The following is a 22545-nucleotide window of genomic DNA, read 5'->3' as shown; positions in this document are numbered from 1 at the left end:
ATGATCTCGACCATTCTCAAGTACTTTCGCTTCGGGGGAAGCCATGCCGGGCGCCTGCGGCGGGGCATGGCGTGGTCTCTCGCCAACTCCGTCTTCGAATCGCTGCAGATACTGGCCCTCGCCCTGGTGCTGTCGGCTGCGGCGACGCAGTCCCTCGGACCGTCTGTCGCCGTCTCGTCCTTCGTCGTCATGCTCGTCTCCATCGCGGGCAGCGCCGTCTGCGCCCATTTCAAGAGCGAGAACTTCTGCGACGGCAACTTCTCGATGTGTGCCGAGAAGCGCGCGGAGATAGGCGACCACATGCGCTACCTGCCCATGGGCTACTTCAACGCCAACAGCCTGGGCGAGATCGCCAGCACGATGACGAACACCCTCGACGACGTGCAGAACGTGGGCGGCCTCGTCTACACCAACGTCATCTCCGGCGTGACCCTCTCCGCCGTCATGGCCCTCATGCTCGCGGTCATGAACCCCCTCTGCGGGCTAGTCGCCATCGCCACCATCCTCGTGGTCCTGGCCGTCAACGCCATCATGCAGCGCGCGTCGCGGGCCGTGTCGGACAGGCGCGTGAGGAGCCAGCGCGCCATCGTGGGCGCGGTCCTCGAGTACGTCCAGGGCATCTCGGTCGTGCGCGCCTTCTCGCTCCTGGACGGGGCCGAGAGCAGGATTGACGGCGCGATAGCGGACTGCGAGCGTGCGAACCTCGCCCTGGAGCTGAGCTTCATCGCCTTCATGGTGCTCGAGGCCGTGGCGTGCAAGGCGGCGAGCATCCTGATGTGCCTCCTCTCCGTGAGCCTCTGGGTCTCTGGCGCCATGGAGACGGGGACCTGCCTCACCATGATCGTCGCGTCGTTCATCGTGTTCGCCAAGCTCGAGCTGGCGGGCTCCTATGCCAGCCTCCTGCGCCAGATCGACGTGAGCATGGACAAGGTCACGGGCCTGCTCGCCACTCCGCCGATGGACGAGGGGGCGGGCCTGAGCTCGGGCGATGGCTTTGGCATCGAGCTCGACGACGTTTCGTTCTCATACGGGGAGCGTACTGTCGTCGACCACGTGTCGCTCTCCATACCGGAGGGGACGTCCTGCGCCATCGTGGGTCCCAGCGGCAGCGGCAAGACGACCCTCTCGCAGCTCATGGCCCGCTTCTGGGACGTCGGGTCGGGCAGGGTCCTCGTGGGCGGGCGCGACGTGCGAGACTGGGAGGTCGACGCGCTGCTCTCCAACTTCTCCATGGTCTTCCAGGGTGTCTACCTCTTCGACGACACCATCGAGAACAACATCAAGTTCGGTCGTCCCGAGGCCACGCACGAGGAGGTCGTGGAGGCCGCGCGGCGCGCCTGCTGCGACGACTTCGTCGGGAGGCTCGCGGAGGGCTACGGGACCCGCATAGGGGAGGGCGGCGCGACCCTGTCGGGCGGCGAGCGCCAGCGACTGTCCATCGCCCGGGCCATCCTGAAGGACGCCCCCATCGTGGTTCTGGACGAGGCCACGGCGAACGTCGATCCCGAGAACGAGCTCGAGCTCCAGCGCGCCATTGCCGAGCTGAAGAGGGGGAAGACCGTCATCATGATCGCGCACCGGCTCAAGACCGTGCGCGACGCCGACCAGATCGTGGTCCTGGATGCCGGACGCGTGGTGCAGTGGGGCACGCACGAGAGCCTCATGCGGGAGGAGGGCATATACCGCGACTTCGTCGGCATGCGCGAGCGTGCCATCGGATGGAAGATAGCACGGGGCTAGACATGCCGGGCGTTGTGGTGAGTTTATGCCCCGGAGGGCGAGGGCCCCGAGACGTCCTTGCCCCCCTGCGAGGCATGGCATATAATCGCTCACCGTGTGTGTAAAGCTATGTGTCGCTGCTAAGGCCACGGCACCTCTAGAGACGAGGAAGAACATGGACTACATCCGCGCAATCGAGCGCCAGCAGATCCGCGAGGACATCCCTCAGGTGCTGGTCGGCGACAACGTCAAGGTGCACTACCGCATCAAGGAGGGCGACCGCGAGCGCGAGCAGGTCTTCCAGGGTGACGTCATCCGCCTGAGCGGCTCTGGCGCACGCGAGACCTTCACCGTTCGCAAGATCAGCTTCGGCATCGGCGTCGAGCGCACCTTCCCCCTCCACAGCCCCAAGATCGCCAAGCTCGAGGTCGTCCGTCACGGCGACGTCCACCGCGCGAAGCTCTACTACCTCCGCGACCGCGTGGGCAAGGCCGCGCGCATCCGCGAGAAGCGCTAGTCCGTCTGGATTTGCCTCTTCGGGCCGTTCCGTTTCCTCGGGGCGGCCCTTTTTCTTAGACCAGGCCTCGACCAGGGGAGACGACCATGTCATCCGCAAGCCATGCAGCCAGCGCCAGGGAGGTGACGGCGCTCCTGAACGACGCCGACGCCTCGGAGCTCGACGCACTCGTCGCGCGCTATGGCGAGGACCCGCGCAAGCAGGTGCGGCACGCGGTCTCCTCGGCCCTCAGGCGCAGGGACGCGGCCCTCAGGGAGCGCGAGCGCGTGGAGGAGATGTACCGCCTCCAGCGCGAGCTGGGGGGCGACGGCATGGTCCTGGGCGTGGACGAGGTGGGCAGGGGTTCCATCGCCGGCCCCCTCACCGTCGCCGCGGTGGCGCTTCCCGTGTTCCCCATGGTCTGGGGCATCAACGACTCGAAGCAGCTCTCTCCCGCGCGCCGGGAGGCGCTTGCCGCGCGCATCGCGGAGGTCGCCCTGGCCATCGGGATCGCCCACGTGGAGCCTGCGTCGATCGACGCCGTAGGGATGTCCGCCGCGCTGCGCATGGCCATGGCGCAGGCCATAGGGGATGCTGGGGTCGAGCCCGACTGCGTGCTCATAGACGGCAACCCGGTCCACGTGCATCCCCGCGAGAAGACCCTCGTCAAGGGGGACGCGCGCGTCGCCTGCATCGCCGCGGCGTCCATCGTCGCCAAGGTCACGCGTGACGGCATCATGGTCGCCTACGACCGCGTGTATCCCGGATACCACCTTGCCCGGTGCAAGGGCTACGGCTCTGCGGAGCACATCGCGGCCATAAGGGAGAAGGGCCTCTCTCCCATACACCGCGTCTCGTTCTGTGGAAACTTCCTGGAGACGCCCCCTCTCTTCTGACACCGCCTGTCGTTCTGGCGCCCACCTGCCATGCAGGCCTTCCTGCCGCCATCAGCGCACCCAGCCCGCGCTCATTGACTTTCCTATCTGTCACGCAGCTGACCGCAAGCTGCCGACGAGCTTCCCGCGAGCCTCCTCGGGGATGCTTGCCCTCCCATTGGACGAGCGGAGGGAGACGCACATGGACGACCAGAGGGGCTTCAGACAGGTCTTCGGGGCGGGGGTGCCGGACGGCGAGTTCCCCCTGGACGACGAGCTGTGCCCGGGCCTTTCGGATTCCGACGGCTGCCTGGACGAGGCAATCGACCCGCATGACCTGGGAGTGCTGGGCGAGCGCCTGGCGGCGGCCTACCTGCAGAGGCGGGGCTTCGAGCTCCTCGAAGCGAACTACCGCTGCCGCTTCGGCGAGGCGGACCTCATCGCCCAGATCGACGACGAGACCGTGCTCGTCGAGGTCAAGACGAGGCAGGTCCCCGCCGGCATGGAGGAGGGCATTCCCGAGCTCGCGGTGGACTTCCAGAAGCGCCAGCGCTACCGCAACATCGCGCTGAGCTACATGCTCCAGAATGGCGACGTCCGCTACATCCGCTTCGACGTGATCGCCATAAACGTGACGGGCACGCGCTGCGCCCACCTGCGACACCTCGTGGCCGCGTACGCATGGGACGAATGATGGCCGGGGACTCGCTCAAGGTGAGGAGCGCCTGCATCCGCGGCATCGAGGCGCAGCCCGTCACGGTGGAGGTGTCGCTCTCGGGTGGCATCCCGGGCTTCACGATGGTCGGCATGCCCGACTCGGCGGTGCTCGACTCGCGCTCGAGGGTGCGCTGTGCGCTCAGGGCCTGCGACTACAGCATGCCCCGGCTCCACATCACCGTGAACCTCGCCCCGGGGGAGATGAGGAAGACGGGCACGGGCCTCGACCTGCCCATAGCGGTGGCGATCCTCGCGGCTACCCGCCAGATACCCAGTGCCGGGCTCGAGGGCTGCCTCTTCGTGGGAGAGCTCGGCCTGGACGGCTGCGTCCGCCCGGTGAGGGGGCTCGCGGCCTACCAGGGGCTCGCCCAGGGGCTCGGGCTGGAGCTCGTCTTCTCCTCCTTGGGGCCCGAGCCCGCCGACCTCAGGGCGGGGATGAGGGGAATTAGGACCCTGGGCGAGCTGAGGTCGGGCGTGGCGCGGCTCTCGCCCGCGCCGACACCGCCTCCCGTGGTGGCGCCCGAGGCGCCGGGCGCGCCCGGGCCGGACTTCGCGGACGTGTACGACCAGGAGGAGGCCAAGCGTGCGATCGTCGTCTCTGCCGCAGGCGGCCACGGCATGCTCATGGTGGGCCCTCCCGGCGCGGGAAAGTCCATGCTCGCCCGTCGCGTCCCGGGGATACTTCCCCGTCTCACGCCCCAGGAGCGCAAGGAGGCGCTCCTCCTCACCTCGGTGGCCGGCCAGGACGTGGAGGGCATCTGCAGGGGAGAGAGGCCCTTCCGCGCACCGCACCACTCCATCTCGCTCGCGGGGCTCGTGGGAGGCGGGAGGCCCGTCATCCCCGGGGAGATCTCGCTCGCCCATCACGGGGTCCTCTTCCTGGACGAGCTCCCCGAGTTCGCCTCCAACGTGCTGCAGTCGCTCCGCCAGCCCATGGAGGAGGGGGTCGTCCGGCTCGTGCGGGTGGACGGCGTCTACAGCTTCCCCTGCGACTTCCTGCTCATGGCGGCGGCGAACCCCTGTCCCTGCGGCCATCTGGGAGACCCCGGCCATGTCTGCAGCTGCCCGCCCGGAAGGGTGGAGCGCTACCAGTCGAAGATAGGTGGCCCCCTCATGGACAGGATCGACCTCCACGTGGACGTGAGGCGCCCGGAGTCACGGAAGCTGATTCGCTGCGCCGAGGGGCTGAGCAGCGAGAGCATGAGGGAGCAGGTCCTGCGCGCCCGCGCCTTCAGGAGGGACCGCGAGGCGAGGATGCCGTCCGGGCCCGGCCAGACGCTCGTGGGCGCGCTCTCGTTCGAGCCGCGCGCCCAGGCCGCCCTCGAGGGCATGGCCTCCAGGCTCAACCTGGGAGGTCGTTCGATCGTCAAGCTGGCTCGGGTCGCGAGGACCATGGCGGACCTGGCCGAGCGCGCCTCCGTCTCGCGCGAGGACGTGCTCGAGGCGAGTGCCTACCGCTGTCACCTTGGATGATGGGAGGACGCATGGAAGAACGCTGGGAGCTTGCACGGGACGACGAGGGGTACCCTCCCGCCCTGCTCGACCTGCCAGACCCGCCCCAGAGGCTCTACGGGCTGGGGGACGCCGGCGCGCTGTCCAGGCCGTGCCTGTCGGTGATCGGGGCCAGGCGGGCCACGCCCTACGGCCTCGCCGCCGCTCGCCTGGCCGGCCGCGTCGCGGCGCAGAGCGACGTCGTGGTGGTGTCCGGCGGCGCCATGGGCTGCGACGCCGCGGCGGCGCGCGCCGCCCTCGACGCGGGAGGCCCCACGGTGGTGGTCTCGGGCTGCGGGGCGGACCTCGTCTATCCCAGCAGCTCGTCGGACGTGTTCGCGCGCGCCCCCAGGGAGGGTGGGGCCGTGGTCTCGCTCGAGCCCTGGGGCTCTCCGCCGCGGCGCTACGCCTTCCCCAAGAGGAACCGCGTCATCGCGGGGCTGTCTCGCTGCGTCTTCATCGCGGAGGCGGGGGAGAGGTCGGGGACGCTGGGCACCGCTCTCGTGGCCGACCAGATAGGCAGGGGCCTCTATGCCGTGCCGGGCAGCATCTTCTCCCCCGAGTCCGCCGGGGCCAACCAGCTCATCTCGGAGGGGGCGGGCATCATATGCTCCGAGCGTGACCTCGAGCTGCGCATATCCATGGACTACGGCGCGCTCAGGCTCGTGGGCGAGGAGCCGTCCCGCATCGAGGGCAGGCTCCTGTCCGCCCTGGTGGGGGAGCCCCTGCGTGCCGACGACCTCGCGCGCCATCTCGGGGAGCCGGTGACGGGCGTGCTCTGCGCCCTGGCGGACTACGAGTCGCGCGGCGTCGTGGAGCGCCTGAGGGACGGACGCTACAGCCTCTCGTCCGAAGCCTACCTCACGCAGGCTAGAATGGACGGATGATCGGGCTGCCGGCGGGTGCCGGCGAAGGGGGGTCGTGCGGTGGCAGACAGGGTCACGGTGGTCGGAGGGGGCCTGGCGGGAAGCGAGTGCGCGCTGCAGCTCGCACGGAGGGGGGTCGAGGTGACCCTCTGCGAGCAGCGTCCGCTCGCGAGCTCGCCGGCGCACCATGGCGACGGCTTCGCCGAGCTCGTCTGCTCCAACTCCCTCAAGTCCCTGCGCCACGACAGCGCCGCGGGCCTCCTCAAGGAGGAGCTCGACTCCATGGGCTCCGTCCTCCTGGGGCTCGCGCGCAGGGCGCAGGTCCCCGCCGGCGGCGCCCTCGCCGTGGACCGAGAGCGCTTCTCCGCCCTCGTGACGGAGGCGATCGAGTCCTCCCCCCTCATCACGGTGAGCAGGGGAGAGGTGCGCGACATCCCCGATGGGCCCTCCGTCATCGCCGCAGGCCCCCTCTGCTCCGACGCGCTCTTCCAGAGGCTCTGCGACGTGCTGGGCGGCGAGCACCTCTCGTTCTACGACGCGGCGGCACCCGTGGTGGACGCCGAGTCGCTCGACCGGGGCAAGGTCTTCTCGCAGTCCCGCTACGAGGAGGAGGGGAGGGGCGACTACCTCAACTGCCCCATGGGTCGCGAGGAGTACGAGGCCTTCTGGGAGGAGCTCGTCGCGGCGCGGTGCGTGCTCTCGCACGACTTCGAGCAGAGCGACCTCTTCAACGCCTGCCAGCCGGTCGAGGAGGTGGCGAGGACGGGCAGGGACTCGCTGCGCTTCGGGGCGCTCAAGCCGGTGGGACTCACGGACCCCTCGACGGGCAGGAGGCCCTGGGCCGCGGTGCAGCTCAGGGCGGAGAACGCCGAGGGGACCGCCTACAACCTCGTCGGCTTCCAGACCAACCTGACCTGGGGCGAGCAGAAGAGGGTCTTCCGCATGATCCCCGGGCTCGAGGGGGCCGAGTTCTTCCGCTATGGCGTGATGCACCGTAACTCCTTCGTCGACAGCCCGCGCGTGCTGGACGGCAGCTTTGCCATCCCGGGGACCAGCTGCAGGCTCGCGGGACAGATCACGGGGACCGAGGGCTACACCGAGGCCATCGCCTCGGGGCTCCTCGCCGCGCTCAACAGCTTCGCCGACCTCAGGGGCTACGAACGCGTGGGCCTTCCGCGCACGGGTGCCCTGGGCTCGCTCGTGAGCTACGCCACCGACCCAAAGACGAGTCCCTACCAGCCCATGCACGTCAACTTCGGCCTGGTTCCTCCCCTTGGGGGCGGCCGCATGAAGAAGAGGGAGCGCTACCAGGCATACGCGGACCGCGCCCGGTGCGACCTCGACGCCTACCTCGCGACGAGGCCCGAGCTCTTCGCGGGGGCTCTCTCGTAGTGGGCGGCCCCATCCCAGCCCGACAGACGGGAGGCGCCCCGCCGCCGCGGGCGGCCGAGGATCCGGCGGCGTCGCGCGACGCCGCCCAGGACCGCTTCGAACGGCTCGTGGGCGACTTCGTGTCGCAGTTGCGAGAGCTCAGGAACCTCTCGCCCCAGACCGCGCGGGGCTACGCGAGCGACCTCGGCTCCTTCGCCTCGTGGTGCCGCAGGGAGGGGGTCGACCCCCTCCGCGTGACCCATCGCGAGCTCCGCTCCTACATGGCCGAGCTCGCCCAGGCGCGCTATGCGGGCAGGACCGTCGCCCGCAGGCTCTCGGCCATCCGCGGCCTCTACCGCTGGCTCCTCAGGGAGGGCGAGGTGGAGCAGGACGTGGCCGCCGCCCTCGCGAGCCCAAGGCTCGCGCGCACGTTGCCCAAGACCATGTCCGACGAGGAGGTCTCACGCCTGCTCGACGTCTGCGAGGACGACGAGCTGGGCATGAGGGACCGTGCGTTCCTCGAGCTCCTCTATGCCACCGGCGCTCGCATATCCGAGGTGTCGGCGCTCGACCTGGGGGACGTGGACCTCGGGCAGGGACAGGCCAGGCTCTTCGGCAAGGGCTCGAAGGAGCGCATCGTCCCCGTCCACCGTCTTGCCGTGTCGCGGCTCGAGGAGTATCTCGAACGCTCCCGTCCGCTGCTTGCGGCAAGGGGACGGGGGGCGGCGGGAAAGGCGCTCTTCCTCTCGACCCGGGGCAGGCGCATGAGCGCCGACGCCCTGCGCACGACCTTTGAGCGCAGGGTCGCGCAGGCGGGGCTCGACGCCGGCCTCACCCCGCACGCGATGCGCCACAGCTTCGCGACCGAGCTCCTCAACGGCGGCGCGGACCTGAGGAGCGTGCAGGAGCTCCTGGGGCACAGCAGCCTCTCCACGACCCAGATCTACACGCACCTCTCGGCCCAGAGGCTCAAGGACGCCGCGAGGCAGGCCCATCCCAGGGGGGAGTAGCCTCGTCCGGTCCCGCGGGACCCCCGGTGGGCATCGTGTGTGCGAGCGCGCATTCCTGCTGGCATCCTTATGCCAGAGCTGGTACTATGACTTGCTGTCGTGTGCTCGCACGACATCCATATCACACGCGTGACGACTCGCAGGCCACGGTGCCCGGGACAACAGCCAAGTCCAGGGTGGCCCCAGCGGGGATGACCTCACGCGGAGGCCAAACCAATGGAGGTTAGACATGGCTGTCAAGATCAACATCCGCACTCTGCTCGAGGCCGGCTGCCACTACGGTCACCAGACGCGCCGCTGGAACCCCAAGATGAAGCCCTACATCTTCGGCGAGCGCAACGGCATCTACATCCTCGACCTCAAGCAGACCGTCATGGACGCCGACAAGGCGTACACCTTCCTCAAGGACACCGCCGCAAAGGGCGGCCGCGTCCTCTTCGTCGGCACCAAGAAGCAGGCCCAGGAGCCCATCGCGGCCCAGGCCGAGCGCTGCGGCATGCCCTTCATCAACCAGCGCTGGCTCGGCGGCATGCTCACCAACTTCGTGACCATGCGCTCCCGCATCGACCGCATGGAGGAGCTCGAGGCCATGGTGGAGGACGGCCGCATGGCCGCCCGCGGCAAGAAGGAGCAGGCCGTCCTGACCAAGGAGCTCGAGAAGCTCCAGCGCAACCTGGGTGGCGTCCGTGACATGAAGGCCCTACCCCAGGCGCTCTTCGTGGTCGACACCAAGCGCGAGGAGATCGCGATCCGCGAGGCCAACCGCCTGCACATCCCCGTGGTCGGCCTGCTCGACACCAACTCCGACCCCGACGTGATCGACTATGGCATCCCCGCCAACGACGACGCCATCCGCTCCGTCAACCTCATGTGCGAGCTCGTGGCCGACGCCGTCCTGGCTGGCTCCGGCAAGGAGCAGATCTCGGTCGAGGAGATGGCCTCTGGCGAGACCACCCCTGCCGTCGAGGTCGAGGCCCCCGCGGCCGAGTAGCACTTCCCTTTCCGCAGACTCACATCCCCAAAGGAGGGGCACAACATGGCACAGATCACCGCCGCTATGGTCAAGCAGCTGCGCGAGATGACCGACTCCCCCATGATGGAGTGCAAGAAGGCCCTCGTCGAGGCCGATGGCGACATCGAGAAGGCCGTCGACGTCCTGCGCAAGATGGGCGTCGCCAAGGCCGTCAAGCGCGCCGGCCGCGACACCAACGAGGGCACCATCGCCACCTACATCTCTGAGGACGGCAAGCTCGGCGCCATCCTCGAGCTCACCTGCGAGACCGACTTCGTGGGCACCAACCCCAAGTTCACCGGCTTCGCCGCCGACCTCGCCAAGGTCGTCGCAGAGAACGACCCCGCCGACGTCGAGGCGCTCAAGGCCTGCAAGATGGGTGACGCCACCGTCGCCGACGAGCTGACCGAGATGATCCACGTCATCGGCGAGAACATGAAGGTGGCCCGCTTCAAGCGTGTCTCCGTCGAGTCCGGCGCCCTTGCCAGCTACATCCACCTGGGAGGCAAGCTGGGCGACATCGTCTCCTTCGGCTTCGCCAACGACGCCACCGCCACTGCCGACGAGTTCAAGAGCTTCGCCCACGACGTCGCGATGCAGGTCGCTGCCTCCGCTCCCGTCGCCGCGCGCCGCGAGGACGTCCCCGCCGACGTCGTCGAGCACGAGAAGTCCATCTACATGGCCCAGGCCGCCGAGTCCGGCAAGCCCGAGTTCATCCAGGAGAAGATGGCCGTCGGCAAGCTCGAGAAGTTCTACAAGGAGTGCGTCCTCACCGAGCAGGAGTTCATCAAGGACTCCTCCACGACCATCGCCGAGCTCGCCAAGGGCGTCAGCAAGGCCGTGAGCGACGACGTGCAGATCCTGGGCTTCGAGCGCTTCGCCTTCGGCGAGGAGTAGGCCGGGAGACCTCCTGCCAGGACAGACGCGAACCTTGGGACCCGTGCCTCGGCGCGGGTCCCTTTTCTCATCAAGGTTCCCTCCGTTTCGCCGTCCCCGGCAGCCTGCGCCGCAGGTAGGGTCTTCCCCTCTGTTAGAATCAGTGGGGTCAGACGTCCGTCGGGCCCTAGCGATTGCCTGTCTCTGGAGGTCACATCTTGGATAACTACAAGTACAAGCGCGTGCTTCTCAAGCTCTCGGGCGAGGCGCTCATGGGCTCCAAGGACTTCGGCATCGACCCCGAGGTCCCACGGCTCATCGCCAAGGCGGTCAAGCCGGCCTATGACGCCGGCGTCCAGATCGCCATCGTCGTCGGTGGCGGCAACATCTTCCGCGGGCTCTCGGGTGCGGCGGCGGGCATGGACCGAGCCCAGGGCGACAACATGGGCATGCTCGCCACCGTCATCAACTCCCTCGCGCTCCAGGACACCTTCGAGCACAGCGGCATGATGTGCCGCGTCATGAGCGCCATCGAGATGCACCAGGTCTCCGAGACCTACATCCGCCGCCGTGCGATCCGCCACCTCGAGAAGGGGCGCATCACCATCTTCGCCGCCGGCACCGGCAACCCCTACTTCACCACCGACACCGCCGCGGCGCTGCGCGCCTGCGAGATCGGCGCCGAGGTCCTCATGAAGGCGACCAAGGTGGACGGCATCTACGACAGCGACCCCGTCAAGAACCCCGACGCGAAGCGCTTCGAGAGCATCAGCTACATGGAGGTCCTCAACCGCGGCCTGCAGGTCATGGACGCCACGGCAACCGCCCTCTGTCATGACAACCACATGCCCATCATGGTCTTCGACCTGCTGGGAGACGACGTGTTCGACCGCGCGCTCCGCGGCGAGAGCGTCGGCACGACCGTAGTAGACGAATAGGAGAGCCACACATGAGCGAGTACACCGACTTTGCCAGGAAGAACATGGACAAGTGCCTCGACGTCCTGAGGGGCAACTTCGCCAAGGTGCGCACCGGACGCGCGAACGCGCACGTCCTCGACGGCATCAAGGTCGACTACTACGGCCAGGCGACCCCCATCACGCAGCTCGCCGGCGTCAAGGTCCCCGAGGCCTCCATGCTCGTGGTCGAGCCCTGGGACAAGACCGCCCTCAAGTCCATCGAGAAGGCCATCGAGGCCTCCGACCTCGGCATCACCCCCTCCAACGACGGCATCTCCATCCGCCTGCCCTTCCCCAAGCCCACCGAGGAGCGCCGCCGCGAGCTCGTGAAGGACTGCAACAAGTACGCGGAGGAGGCAAAGATCGCCATCCGCAACGTGCGTCGCGACGCAAACACCCGCGCGGAGAGGGACGAGGAGCTCTCGGAGGACGATGTCGCGCGCGAGAAGAAGTCCATCCAGAAGGTGACCGACGGCTTCGTGGAGAAGGTCGAGGAGATGCTCAAGTCCAAGACCGCCGAGGTCATGGAGATCTAGCTTGAACATAGACCAGCAGAAGCTCGAGGAATACTACGCGGAGTCCCCGGAGGACGTCTCGCTGAGGGACGTCGACCTCTCGAGGGTGCCGCGCCACGTCTCAATCATCATGGACGGCAACGGCCGCTGGGCCCAGGCGCGCGGCCTCAGCCGCCCCGAGGGGCACGTGGCCGGCGTCGACTCCCTGCGCGAGGCCGTCACCACGAGCGTGAGGCTCGGCGTCGACGTGCTCTCGTGCTATGCCTTCTCCACGGAGAACTGGAAGAGGCCGCAGAGCGAGGTCGACCTCCTCATGCACCTCTTCGCGACGACGCTCGTCAGGGAGCTGCCGCTCTTCCACCAAGAGAACGTGCGCCTGCGCTTCTTCGGCGACCTCTCCGCCCTGCCCAAGGAGACCTTCGACGTCTTCCAACAGGGCCTCGATGAGACTGCGGACCACACGGGCATGACCTTCGCCCTGGCCGTCAACTACGGCTCGCGCGCCGAGATTGCCCGCGCCGCGCGAGAGGTCGCCCAGGAGGTGGAGCGGGGGAGCCTGCGCGCCGACGACGTGGACGAGGGGCTTCTCGCCTCGAGGCTCTACACCGAGGGCCTGCCCGACCCCGACCTCCTGATCAGGACCTCCGGCGAGCTCAGGCTCTCAAACTACCTGCTCTGGCAGCTCGCCTACACCGAGTTCTACGTGACCGACCTCTACTGGCCCGACTTCGACCGCTGGGAGTACCTCCGTGCCGTCAGGGCCTTCCAGTCGCGCAAGCGTCGCTTCGGGGGTGTGGAGGCCAAGTGAGCGGGGAAGAGGAACGGCGTCCCTCCTCGGATTCCCCCCAGGAGACGGCGCCTGGCACGACCGGCATAGAGCGGGCGATCAGCTGGCTCGAGCGCAAGCGTCGCTCGAAGGAGGACGCGCGCGTCGCCGGCGAGCTGAGGGGGCAGCTGGCCAGGGGGTGGACCGAGAAGGCCCTGACCCGCACCACCACCGGCGCCATCTACTTCGTCGTGATCGTGGCCGTCCTCTTCTGGGGGCGCGTTCCCACGACGGCGCTGGTCGCCTCGATGGCCTGGCTCTGCTGCTCGGAGTTCTTCCGCATGGCACGAATGGGCGGGCGCATGCCCAACGAGGTCTTTGGCCTCACGGCGTCCGTGCTCTTCCCGCTCGCGGCGCTCCTGCTCGGCACCGAGGGGCTCTTCCTGGTCCTGGTCCTGCTCCTCGTCGCCTGCGCCTTCTGGTACGTCGCGACGCCGCGCGCCAACATATCCGACGTGGCCCTCACGGCCTTCGGGCCGGTCTACACCTCGCTCACGTTCTCCTGCGTCGTGCTCATCCGTAGCACGGACCCCGGCTCCTCGGGAGGCCTCCTCACCTTCGGCGTCATGGGCTCCGTCTGGCTCAACGACGCCATGGCGTACTTCGTGGGGACGCGCTTCGGCAGGCACAAGCTCGCGCCGAGGATCTCCCCGCACAAGAGCTTCGAGGGCTTCTGGGGCGGCCTCGCCTCGAGCGTCCTCGTCTGGTGCCTCCTCGCCCTGCTCGGCGTGAGGGGCGTGACCTACCCCCTCGCCCTTGCCGGCGGCCTCCTGGTCGGCACCATCGCCGTAGTGGGAGACCTCTTCGAGTCGCGCATCAAGCGAGGCGTGGGCGTCAAGGACTCGGGCGACTTCATGCCCGGGCACGGCGGCCTCCTCGACCGCTCTGACTCCATGCTCTTCGGCTGCGTGACGGCCTACCTCGTCCTTCGTATGGGAGGAATCCTGTGAACATATTCGAGGACACGGCCCCGAGCTCCCCTCGGCGCTGGCCTCTGCGCGTCGCCGTCATGGGCGCCTCGGGATCCATCGGGACCCAAACCCTCGACGTGTGCCGCAAGCATCCCGACAAGCTGCGCGTGACCGCGCTCTCCGTCCACTCGTCCTGCGACCTGGTCGTCCGCGCCGCCCGCGAGTTCGGTGCCTCGCACGTGTACGTGAGCGACGAGGGCCACGCCCATGACGCGTCGCTCGAGGGCCTGCCTCGGGGCTGCGAGCTCCGCGTGGGCGGCCGCTCCCTCGAGGAGGTCGCCTGGCTCGACGACGTGGACGTGGTGGTGAACGCCCTCGTGGGCTTCGCCGGCATCCGCCTGGGGCACGAGTCGCTCAGGGCGCACAAGATCCTGACCTACGCGAACAAGGAGTCCCTCGTCGTGGGGGGCGACCTCCTCATGCCGCTCGCCCAGCCCGGCCGTCTCCTTCCCATAGACTCCGAGCACAGCGCCATCTACCAGTGCCTCGTGGGGGAGCGCAGGTGCGACGTCCACAAGGTCTGGCTCACCTGCTCGGGCGGTCCCTTCTTCGGCATGGGCCGCGACGAGCTGGCCAAGGTCACGGCGGCGGACGCCCTCAAGCACCCCACCTGGTCCATGGGGCCCAAGATCACCATCGACTCGGCCACTCTGATGAACAAGGGCCTCGAGGTCCTGGAGGCCCACCACCTCTTCGACGTCGACGTGGACGACGTCAACGTCCTGGTCCACCGCCAGAGCACGATCCATTCCATGGTCGAGTTCTCGGATGGCGTCGTGAAGGCCCAGCTCGGCCCCTCCGACATGCGCATTCCCATACAGTACGCCCTCAGCTACCCCGAGCGCTGGGAGACGCCCTCGGACCGCGTGGAGTACCGCGACCTTCCCGACCTCAGCTTCTCCCGTCCCGACGAGGGGGCCTTCGGCTGCCTGGGCCTCGCCCGTCGCGCGGGACGCGCGGGAGGCACGCTCCCCTGCGTCATGAACGCGGCCAACGAGGTCGCCAACCTCGCCTTCCGCAGGGACGAGTGCGGCTTCCTCGACATCGAGCGCGTGGTCCGCGAGGTCATGGACGCTGCCAGCGTCCAGCCCGTCCAGAGCGTCGAGCAGCTCGAGGAGGTCGACCGCGCGTCCCGCGCGTCCGCGCACCGCGTCCTGGAGGGCTTGCGATGAGCGCCGCCGTCGGGGTCCTCTCGTCCGCGTTCTGGGGCGTCCTCGTGCTCTCGCTCCTCGTGTTCGTCCACGAGGGGGGCCACTTCCTCGCCGCGCGCGCCTGCGGCATGCGCGTGACGGAGTTCTTCCTCGGCATGCCCAGCCGCTGGAGGCTCTCGTGGCGCTCGCCGCGCATCGGCTGCGAGTTCGGCGTGACCCCGCTCCTGCTGGGCGGCTACACGAGGATTTGCGGCATGGAGCCCCTGGAAGACGAGCTCCTGGCCCCCTGCCTCTCCCTGGTGCAGCGGCGGGGCAGGGGCAGCGCGAGGGAGGGGGCGGAGGAGCTGGCCATCGAGGAGGACCGCGCCTACGCCCTCCTGGGATCGCTCGCGGACCTCGCCGCCATCGCCCCCCTCTATGACCCGGAGCTGGGCGAGAGGCCCGGCCAGGCGGACTGGCCGCAGAGCTTCCAGACCCAGCGCCGCGACGCCATGCTCCTCACCCAGTTCGACCGCGGGCACGACTTCGAGGCGGCGGGCACGACGGGCGAGGGAGAGGCGCGTCCCGTCGACGACGCGGAGGCCTTCCTCGCAAGCGAGCTCTCCCGCACCTATCACGGCAAGGGGCTTCTCGCCCGCCTGGCCACGCTCGTCGCAGGCCCCCTCGTCAACCTTCTGCTGGCCTTCCTCGTCATCACCGTCGCCCTCTCGCTCGTGGGGGTCGAGGGCGTGGTGGACTCCAACCAGATCGCAGGGGTCACCGCGGGCTCCGCCGCCGAGGCCGTGGGCCTCAGGGGAGGCGACGCGATCGTGGACGTGGCGGGGACTCCCGTGAGCGACTGGAGGTCCCTCTCCGCCGCCTTGGACGCCGCCTTGGGAGCGAAGGAGGACTTCAGCCTGAGCTACCTGCGCGACGGGACGACCTCCACCGTCAGGGTCGAGGTCGGGGAGGGGCTGGGCAGCCTCGGTGTCCTCGCCCAGACCCAGCGTGTCAGGCTCGGGGTGGGCCAGTCCGCCCTGGCGGCCCTCTCGTATGGGCGCGCGGTCGCCCGCTTCGCGCTCGACCTCATCACGCCCGCCCGGACGATGCAGACCCTGCAGGGTACCTCCTCGGTGGTGGGCATATCGGCCATGGCGTCCCAGGCGGCCTCCTCGGGGGCCTATGACCTCGCCCTCTTCGTGGCCATGATCTCCATGTCGCTGGGCTTCATGAACCTCCTGCCCATCCCGCCGCTCGACGGGGGGAAGGTGCTCGTCGAGCTGGTGCAGGCCGCGCTCAGGCGCGAGCTCTCGTCCCGCGCGCAGACGGTCGTGGGCTACCTGGGCATCGCGGTGTTCCTCGTCATCTTCGTCTTCGCGCTCAAGAACGACATCACCCGCCTCGTCATAGGATAGGTGGCAAGCCATGGAAGAGAGAGTCACGGAAGGGCCGGCCGACACCACGGAAGGACGGGCTGGCGCCAAGCCGCGCGCCGCCCGCGAGCTCACGCGCCGGGTCATGGTGGGAGGGGTCCCCGTGGGAGGGGGTGCCCCCGTCTCGGTGCAGTCGATGTGCACCACGAAGACCTCGGACCCCGCCGCCACGCTGTCACAGATAGGGGGCCTCGCCGCCGAGGGCTGCGAGATCATCCGCGTGGCCATCCCCAACGCCGGCGCGCTCGACGGCTTCGGCGAGGTCTGCGCGATGAGCCCCCTTCCCGTCGTGGCGGACATCCACTTCGACCACAGGCTCGCCATCGAGGCCTGCAGGAGGGGTGCCGCGGCACTGCGCATCAACCCGGGAAACATCGGCTCCTTCGAGCGCGTGGACGCGGTGATCGAAGAGGCGGGTTCGGCGGGCATCCCCATTCGCATCGGCGTCAACGCGGGTTCTCTCGACCGCGAGGTCGACCAGAGGCGCGACCTCAGCCTGCCCCAGAAGCTCGTCGCCTCGGCGGAGGCCTTCGTGCGCCACTTCGAGGAGCGCGGCTTCAGGGACGTGGTCCTCTCCGCCAAGGCGCACTCCGTCCCCACGACGCTCGCCACCTACCGCGAGCTCTCGCGCAGGCTGCCCCACGTGCCGCTCCACGTGGGCGTGACCGAGGCCGGCACGCTCCGGCAGGGCACGGTCAAGAACTGCGCCGGCGTGGGGATCCTGCTCGAGCAGGGCATCGGCGACACGCTCAGGCTCTCGCTCACCGCGGACCCCGTCGAGGAGGTGCGCGTCGCCTGGGACCTACTCTCGGCCCTTGGCATGCGCAGGCTCCACCCCGAGCTCGTGTCCTGCCCCACCTGCGGCCGCTGCCAGGTGGACCTCATCGGCATGGCCGAGCGGGTCTCGGAGCGGCTCCAGGGGGTCGAGGCCCCCATCTCGGTCGCCGTCATGGGCTGCGTCGTGAACGGCCCCGGCGAGGCGCGCGACGCCGACCTGGGCGTCGCCTGCGGCAGGGGCCAGGGGCTCCTCTTCCAGAACGGCGAGCCCATCCGCAAGGTGCCCGAGGGCCAGATCGTCGACGAGCTCTTCCGAGAGATCGAGGAGCGCTACGGCAGCAAGGCTTAGGGACGTTGCCCCTCGTGGGGCGTATCATGTTCTGGTCGACTCGTCCGGACGCGTCCGGAGCAAGGGCAAGCAAGGAAGGAACGCAGGTTGAGAAGCTACGAGAAGATGTCGAGGCTGTACGCGCCCACCCTGAAGGAGGACCCGGCGGACGCCGAGCTGGCCAGCCATCGCCTACTCCTGCGCGCGGGCATGATACGCAAGGGTGCGGCGGGGCTCTACAGCTACCTCCCCCTGGCATGGAGGTCCCTCCGCAAGATCGAGGCCATCATCCGCGACGAGATGGAGGCCATCGGCGCACAGGAGATGCAGGCGCCCATCCTCACCGACGGCGAGCTCTGGCGCCAGTCCGGCCGCTGGGCCGCCTACGGCCCCGAGCTCATGCGCATCACCGACCGCCACGACCGCGGCTTCGCCCTGGGTCCCACCCACGAGGAGACCTTCACCGACCTCGTCCGCGACGAGCTGCGCTCCTACAAGCAGCTCCCCGTCACCCTGTACCAGATCCAGGACAAGTTCCGTGACGAGCTTCGGCCCCGCTTCGGCCTCATGCGCGGTCGCGAGTTCATCATGAAGGACGCCTACTCCTTCAGCGCGACCCAGGAGTCGCTGCAGGAGTGCTATGACCAGGAGAAGGCCGCCTACGCCAACGTCTGCGAGCGCTGCGGGCTGCGCGCCCTCCCCGTCGTAGCCGACTCCGGCCAGATCGGCGGGGACACCTCCGTCGAGTTCATGGCCCTGGCGGACGCCGGCGAGGCCGAGCTCGTGTACTGCGACGCCTGCGGCTTCGCCGCGGACACCGAGGCGGCCACGGCGCAGGTCCGCGTCCTCGAGGGTCCGGGGGACGGCGGGCTCCAGAAGGTCGCCACGCCCATCGAGGGCAACATCTCGGCCCTCGCGGCCTTCCTCGGCGTCGAGGAGGCGGCCTGCCGCAAGTCCGTCGCCCTCCAGGCGGAGGACGGGAGCCTGGTCCTGGCCGTCCTCCCCGGAGACCACGAGCTCAACGAGGTCAAGGCCGAGCACGCCTTCGGCCACTACCACATGATGGAGCCGGGGGACCTCGCCCGTGCGGGCCTGGTGGCGGGCTTCATGGGCCCCGTCGGCGTGGCCGAGGGCGTCCGCGTGGTGGCCGACGTCGCCCTGCGCGACTCCACAAGCTGGGTCGTCGGCGCCAACGAGGAGGGCCAGCACCTCCTGGGCGCGCGTCCCGGCCGCGACTTCGAGGTGGACGAGTGGCTCGACCTCGCGAGCGCCCAGGAGGGCGACGCCTGCCCGCGCTGCGGCGCGGCGCTCAAGTCTGCCCGCGGCATCGAGGTGAGCCAGGTCTTCCAGCTGGGCACCAAGTACTCCGAGGCGATGGGCGCCACCTTCGCGGACGAGGACGGCAGGGAGAGGCCCTTCCTCATGGGCTGCTATGGCATCGGCGTGTCGCGCACCCTGGCTGCCGTCGTCGAGCAGCACCACGACGAGCATGGCATCTGCTGGCCCGTCTCCGTCGCCCCCTACGAGGTCGAGGTCATCCCCCTGGACGTGCACGACGGGCTGGTCTGGCCCGTCGCAGACCGCCTTGCCGGCGAGCTCGTCGCCCGCGGGGTCGAGGTCGTGGTGGACGACCGCAAGGAGCGTCCCGGCGTCAAGTTCAACGACGCCGACCTGATGGGCTTCCCCTTCCAGGTGGTCTGCGGCAAGAAGGCCATCAAGAACGGCAACGTCGAGCTCAAGGTCCGCGAGACGGGCGAGCGCCGCGAGGTTCCCATCGAGGAGCTCGCCTCCGTCCTCGCGGGCATGGTCGAGGGGCGAAGGGCCTAGGGGAGAGCCGGTTCTGGGGGAGAGGGACATGGGCTACAGGGAGCTTGCCGCCGCCGCGCGCGGCCACATGGGACCGGTCTGCAAGGCCTGCCCGACCTGCAACGGCAGGGCCTGCGGAGGCGGCGTGCCGGGCCCCGGCGCCAAGGGTTCGGGAACCGTCGCCATCCGCAACTTCGAGGCGTGGGAGCGCTGGCGGCTCGTGATGGACACCCTCTATGCCAGCGACGGCAGCGACCCCGACCCATCCTGCGACTTCCTGGGCAGGCGCCTCTCGCTCCCCCTCATGGTGGCCCCGTTGGGAGACGTGCACCGCCACTACGGTGACGAGCTGGACGACCTGGACTACAACGGCATGGTCCTGCGTGCCGCCAAGGCCGAGGGGACTCTCGCCTGGACGGGCGACGGCCTCAGGCCCGAGGTGCACGAGCGCGCCTGTGGCCTCATAGCCGGCCTCGGCGGCGCGGGCATCCCCACCATCAAGCCCTGGTCGATGGGCGCGGTCCTCAAGAAGCTCGAGCCCGCCCTCGCGGCGCACCCCGCGGCGGTCGCCATGGACGTGGACGGCGCGGGGCTGCCCTTCCTCAGGGGTCAGCAGCCTCCCGCGGGTCCCAAGGACGTGGCCCAGCTCCGCGAGCTCGCGGACGCCTGCCACGGGGCGGGCGTCCCCTTCGTCGCGAAGGGCATCCTGGGCCCGCGCGGGGCGCTCAAGGCGCTCGAGGCGGGCGTCGACGCCATCGTGGTCTCGAACCACGGTGGTCGCGTCCTGGACGGGGTGCCCGCCACGGCGGAGGTGCTCCCGTCGGTCGTGGACGTCGTGGGAGGGGAGCTCTGCGTGCTGGTGGACGGCGGCATCAGAAGCGGCGCCGACCTCTTTCGCGCGCTCGCGCTGGGCGCGGACGCGGCGCTGGTCTGCCGCCCCGTGGCCGTCGCCGCCTTTGGAGGAGGGGAGGAGGGCGTGCGCGCGTACCTCGCCCAGCTCAGGGCGGAGCTCGTGGACGCCATGGCGATGTGCGGGGCGCGAGGCGTGGCGGAGGTCACGCGCGACATGCTCCTTGAGGTGTAGGGCCAAGGACCGCGTACCACCCGCCAAGCCCCGGGCATGCGACTGCCCCCGTAGCCTTAGGGCCACGGGGGCAGCTCTGCGAGGTGACGCCCTTCGGGTCGAGGCGGGACGTCCCTCTCGTCCGACGACGCCCCTTTCCTAGCCCAGGGCCACGTCCAGGGTCATCATGACGGTGAAGCCGAGGGCGAACATGAGCACGCCCACGTTGGAGTGCTCCCCCTCGCTCATCTCGGGGATGAGCTCCTCCACCACGACGTACATCATGGCTCCCGCGGCGAGGCTCAGGAGGTAGGGGAGGAGGGGCACGACCTGGCGCGCGGCCATGATGGTGAGGACGGCGCCGATGGGCTCGACCACGCCCGAGAGGAATCCTCCCAGGAAGGCGCGGCCCTTGCTGGCGCCCTCGGCGCGCAGCGGCAGCGAGATGATGGCGCCCTCGGGGAAGTTCTGGATGGCGATGCCCAGCGAGAGCGCGAGCGCGCCGGCGAGCGTTATGCCGGAGTTGCCGGTGAGCCAGCCCGCGTACACGACGCCGACGGCCATGCCCTCGGGGATGTTGTGGATGGTGACGGCGAGCACCATGAGGGTGGTGCGCTGCAGGCGGGTCCTGATGCCCTCCGGCTCGTCGTCCTTCGCTCCAAGGTGCAGGTGGGGGAGGATGCTGTCGAGCAGCAGCAGGAAGAGGGTCCCCGCCCAGAAGCCCACGAGGGCGGGCATGAAGGCGAAGCTGCCCAGGCTGGCGGAGTCGTCGATGGCGGGGATGATGAGGCTCCAGATGGAGGCCGCCACCATGACGCCGGCGGCGAAGCCGGTGAGCGCCCTCTGCACCTCCCGTCCCATCTGCCTGCGGGCGAAGAAGACCATGGCGGCGCCCAGCGTTGTTCCGGCGAAGGGGATGGCGAGCCCCTGTGCTACCTCTGGCATGTGAGTGCTCCTGACGGATGGCGCGTGCAAGACGAGCGGGGCCCGACGGACCCCGCTACAGGCTACCCCTCTGGAGTGGGCGCTATGCCTCGAATTGCGACTAATCTACTGCTATTTTGCCTTCTTCTTCCTGCTGCCGATGCGCTCGAGCGCCGCGGTGTCGCGGCCGGTGGAATAGAGCACGAGCGCTGCCGTCATGACGAGCATGATGAGCAGCAGGTGCAGGGGGAGGCGCGGCGCCTTCTGGGGCGGGACCACCACGACGAAGGAGCAGAAGAGGCTCACAAGCAGCGAGATGGAGGCCGCGTCGCGCACGCGCTGCCCCACGGCGACGCCGCCCAGCATCGTGAGGCAGTGGATGCCCAGCACGATGGAGCTGGCGGACCCCACCGCAAACGCCCATCGGGCCGCGAGCAGCGGCGTCTGGGTGAGCGAGAGGACGGCCAGGAAGAGACCCATGGCGCCCAGTGCGATGGCGGCGATGGCGACGTACTTGATCTTGTTGAGGTTTGCGCTCATGTGACCTCCGGAGCGGTCGGGAAATACGGACTCGAGCTGCAAGTGTACTAGCCGAGGGGAAGGCTGGGGTCCGAGCCGGGGCCCCAAACGGGCGGACGGTAGCAGTAGGGGCCGCACAGCCCATTCCTGGTTTGCGCGGCCCCTCGACGCGAGCAGGCCTTTCGCGGAATCGCGCGCAGGCTTCCCTTGGTTTGCGCGCGAGCGCTAGGGGGCTAGTCCCTCTGGGTCTCCTTGTCGTAGGTCGGGAGGTCGGGGTCCATCGCGGCGGCGACGACCTCGTCGTGGTTGTTCCTCTCCTCGCCGGTCGTGGCGTCGGTGTAGCTCACGTAGGCCACGCCCTCGTCCATGAGGAGCCTCACGTCCTTGGCGTTTGCGAGGTCAACGCCCCTGACGAGGAAGTAGCTGTCGGGACCGACGCCGAGTCTGAGGTCGTAGCTGCCGGCCCCCTGGACCGATTCGTAGGCGAGGGTCTTGGTGTCGCCGTCCGCGAGGTCGACCCCGTCGAAGCTGTTCGTCGCGTCGAAGTCCTGGGCGGCGGCGTCCTTGACGGCGACGGAGCTGATGTCGAAGCCGAGGGAGTTGGTGAGAGACACGAGCGTGTCTCCCTTGCCCATGTCTGCCGTGACGGTGGCTTGGGTGTCCTTGCCCTCGTCGCCGGTAGCCGAGCCGTCTTTTCCGTCCGTCGCTTTGGAGTCCTTGGATTCCGTCTGCTGGGCGTCACTTTCGGCGGGCGTCGTAGGCTGCTGCTGGTCGCAGCCTGCGAGTGTCAGGGGGCTCAGGGCCAACAGTCCCACCAGGGCGATGCTGGCGGCGCGGGGCGCGAGCACGTACCTTCTCATC

22 protein-coding genes are annotated in these 22545 nt (G+C 69.2%); 19 read left to right on the top strand and 3 right to left on the bottom strand.

Annotated elements, in window-relative coordinates:
- The 19 genes from HMPREF1868_RS05670 to HMPREF1868_RS05580 all read left to right on the top strand — a co-directional run bounded on the left by HMPREF1868_RS05670 (position 1) and on the right by HMPREF1868_RS05580 (position 20262).
- Positions 1–1740, top strand: coding sequence for an ABC transporter ATP-binding protein (locus HMPREF1868_RS05670; protein WP_062531178.1), 1740 nt, complete (start codon positions 1–3; stop codon positions 1738–1740).
- A 154-nt stretch (positions 1741–1894) separates the two neighbouring features.
- Positions 1895–2236: a 50S ribosomal protein L19 gene (gene rplS / locus HMPREF1868_RS05665; protein WP_009279187.1), complete on the top strand. Its 342-nt coding sequence runs from the start codon at positions 1895–1897 to the stop codon at positions 2234–2236.
- 86 nt (positions 2237–2322) lie between these two features.
- Positions 2323–3111, top strand: coding sequence for a ribonuclease HII (locus HMPREF1868_RS05660; RefSeq protein ID WP_062531176.1), 789 nt, complete (start codon positions 2323–2325; stop codon positions 3109–3111).
- 181 nt (positions 3112–3292) lie between these two features.
- Complete coding sequence (locus tag HMPREF1868_RS05655; RefSeq protein ID WP_009279189.1) at positions 3293–3784, top strand: YraN family protein; 492 nt, start codon at positions 3293–3295, stop codon at positions 3782–3784.
- On the top strand, positions 3781–5280 hold the full coding sequence (locus HMPREF1868_RS05650; RefSeq protein ID WP_009279190.1) for a YifB family Mg chelatase-like AAA ATPase: 1500 nt from the start codon (positions 3781–3783) through the stop codon (positions 5278–5280). Before HMPREF1868_RS05655 ends, HMPREF1868_RS05650 begins: the two co-directional genes overlap by 4 nt.
- Before the next feature lie 11 nt (positions 5281–5291).
- The gene (locus tag HMPREF1868_RS05645) at positions 5292–6185 is read left to right on the top strand and encodes a DNA-processing protein DprA (RefSeq protein ID WP_156439426.1); all 894 of its coding nucleotides are present in this window, start codon (positions 5292–5294) and stop codon (positions 6183–6185) included.
- Positions 6186–6224: 39 nt separating this feature from the next.
- Positions 6225–7556, top strand: coding sequence for a methylenetetrahydrofolate--tRNA-(uracil(54)-C(5))-methyltransferase (FADH(2)-oxidizing) TrmFO (gene trmFO, locus HMPREF1868_RS05640; RefSeq protein WP_062531172.1), 1332 nt, complete (start codon positions 6225–6227; stop codon positions 7554–7556).
- A complete protein-coding gene (locus HMPREF1868_RS05635; RefSeq protein ID WP_082719559.1) occupies positions 7556–8545 on the top strand; it encodes a tyrosine recombinase XerC in 990 nt (329 codons plus the stop codon). Before trmFO ends, HMPREF1868_RS05635 begins: the two co-directional genes overlap by 1 nt.
- Before the next feature lie 229 nt (positions 8546–8774).
- Positions 8775–9536 carry a 30S ribosomal protein S2 gene (gene rpsB, locus HMPREF1868_RS05630; RefSeq protein ID WP_009279194.1) on the top strand — a complete coding sequence of 254 codons (762 nt, stop codon included), beginning with the start codon at positions 8775–8777 and terminating at the stop codon, positions 9534–9536.
- A 45-nt stretch (positions 9537–9581) separates the two neighbouring features.
- On the top strand, positions 9582–10454 hold the full coding sequence (gene tsf / locus HMPREF1868_RS05625) for a translation elongation factor Ts (RefSeq protein WP_062531170.1): 873 nt from the start codon (positions 9582–9584) through the stop codon (positions 10452–10454).
- A gap of 197 nt (positions 10455–10651) precedes the next feature.
- Complete coding sequence (pyrH, locus tag HMPREF1868_RS05620) at positions 10652–11371, top strand: UMP kinase (RefSeq protein ID WP_062531168.1); 720 nt, start codon at positions 10652–10654, stop codon at positions 11369–11371.
- A gap of 11 nt (positions 11372–11382) precedes the next feature.
- Positions 11383–11928 carry a ribosome recycling factor gene (gene frr, locus HMPREF1868_RS05615; RefSeq protein ID WP_062531165.1) on the top strand — a complete coding sequence of 182 codons (546 nt, stop codon included), beginning with the start codon at positions 11383–11385 and terminating at the stop codon, positions 11926–11928.
- Between the two features lies 1 nt (position 11929).
- On the top strand, positions 11930–12715 hold the full coding sequence (locus HMPREF1868_RS05610) for an isoprenyl transferase (RefSeq protein WP_062531163.1): 786 nt from the start codon (positions 11930–11932) through the stop codon (positions 12713–12715).
- Positions 12712–13683 (top strand): phosphatidate cytidylyltransferase, encoded by a 972-nt coding sequence (locus tag HMPREF1868_RS05605; protein WP_062531159.1) that lies wholly within the window; start codon positions 12712–12714, stop codon positions 13681–13683. Before HMPREF1868_RS05610 ends, HMPREF1868_RS05605 begins: the two co-directional genes overlap by 4 nt.
- Entirely contained in the window at positions 13680–14876 is a 1197-nt protein-coding gene (gene dxr, locus HMPREF1868_RS05600; RefSeq protein ID WP_197414961.1) for a 1-deoxy-D-xylulose-5-phosphate reductoisomerase, read from the top strand. Before HMPREF1868_RS05605 ends, dxr begins: the two co-directional genes overlap by 4 nt.
- Positions 14873–16249 carry a site-2 protease family protein gene (locus HMPREF1868_RS05595; protein ID WP_062531157.1) on the top strand — a complete coding sequence of 459 codons (1377 nt, stop codon included), beginning with the start codon at positions 14873–14875 and terminating at the stop codon, positions 16247–16249. The genes dxr and HMPREF1868_RS05595 overlap by 4 nt, the downstream gene beginning before the upstream one ends.
- A 10-nt stretch (positions 16250–16259) precedes the next feature.
- Positions 16260–17393 carry a flavodoxin-dependent (E)-4-hydroxy-3-methylbut-2-enyl-diphosphate synthase gene (gene ispG / locus HMPREF1868_RS05590; RefSeq protein WP_082719558.1) on the top strand — a complete coding sequence of 378 codons (1134 nt, stop codon included), beginning with the start codon at positions 16260–16262 and terminating at the stop codon, positions 17391–17393.
- An 87-nt stretch (positions 17394–17480) separates the two neighbouring features.
- Positions 17481–19199 (top strand): proline--tRNA ligase, encoded by a 1719-nt coding sequence (locus HMPREF1868_RS05585; RefSeq protein WP_082719557.1) that lies wholly within the window; start codon positions 17481–17483, stop codon positions 19197–19199.
- A 28-nt stretch (positions 19200–19227) separates the two neighbouring features.
- A complete protein-coding gene (locus HMPREF1868_RS05580) occupies positions 19228–20262 on the top strand; it encodes an alpha-hydroxy-acid oxidizing protein (protein WP_062531153.1) in 1035 nt (344 codons plus the stop codon).
- Between the two features lie 138 nt (positions 20263–20400).
- On the opposite strand, the gene HMPREF1868_RS05575 is transcribed toward HMPREF1868_RS05580, so the two are convergent.
- The 3 genes from HMPREF1868_RS05575 to HMPREF1868_RS05565 form a co-directional block, all read right to left on the bottom strand.
- Positions 20401–21186: a ZIP family metal transporter gene (locus HMPREF1868_RS05575; protein WP_062531151.1), complete on the bottom strand. Its 786-nt coding sequence runs from the start codon at positions 21184–21186 to the stop codon at positions 20401–20403.
- Positions 21187–21297: 111 nt separating this feature from the next.
- Entirely contained in the window at positions 21298–21705 is a 408-nt protein-coding gene (locus tag HMPREF1868_RS05570) for a hypothetical protein (protein WP_062531149.1), read from the bottom strand.
- Between the two features lie 212 nt (positions 21706–21917).
- Positions 21918–22544 carry a hypothetical protein gene (locus HMPREF1868_RS05565; protein ID WP_062531146.1) on the bottom strand — a complete coding sequence of 209 codons (627 nt, stop codon included), beginning with the start codon at positions 22542–22544 and terminating at the stop codon, positions 21918–21920.
- Position 22545: the final 1 nt, after the last annotated feature.

The organism is Olsenella sp. DNF00959 (genome assembly GCF_001553055.1).
Lineage (GTDB): Bacteria > Actinomycetota > Coriobacteriia > Coriobacteriales > Atopobiaceae > Olsenella_I > Olsenella_I phocaeensis.
This window is presented reverse-complemented; position numbering and strand designations above follow the sequence as displayed.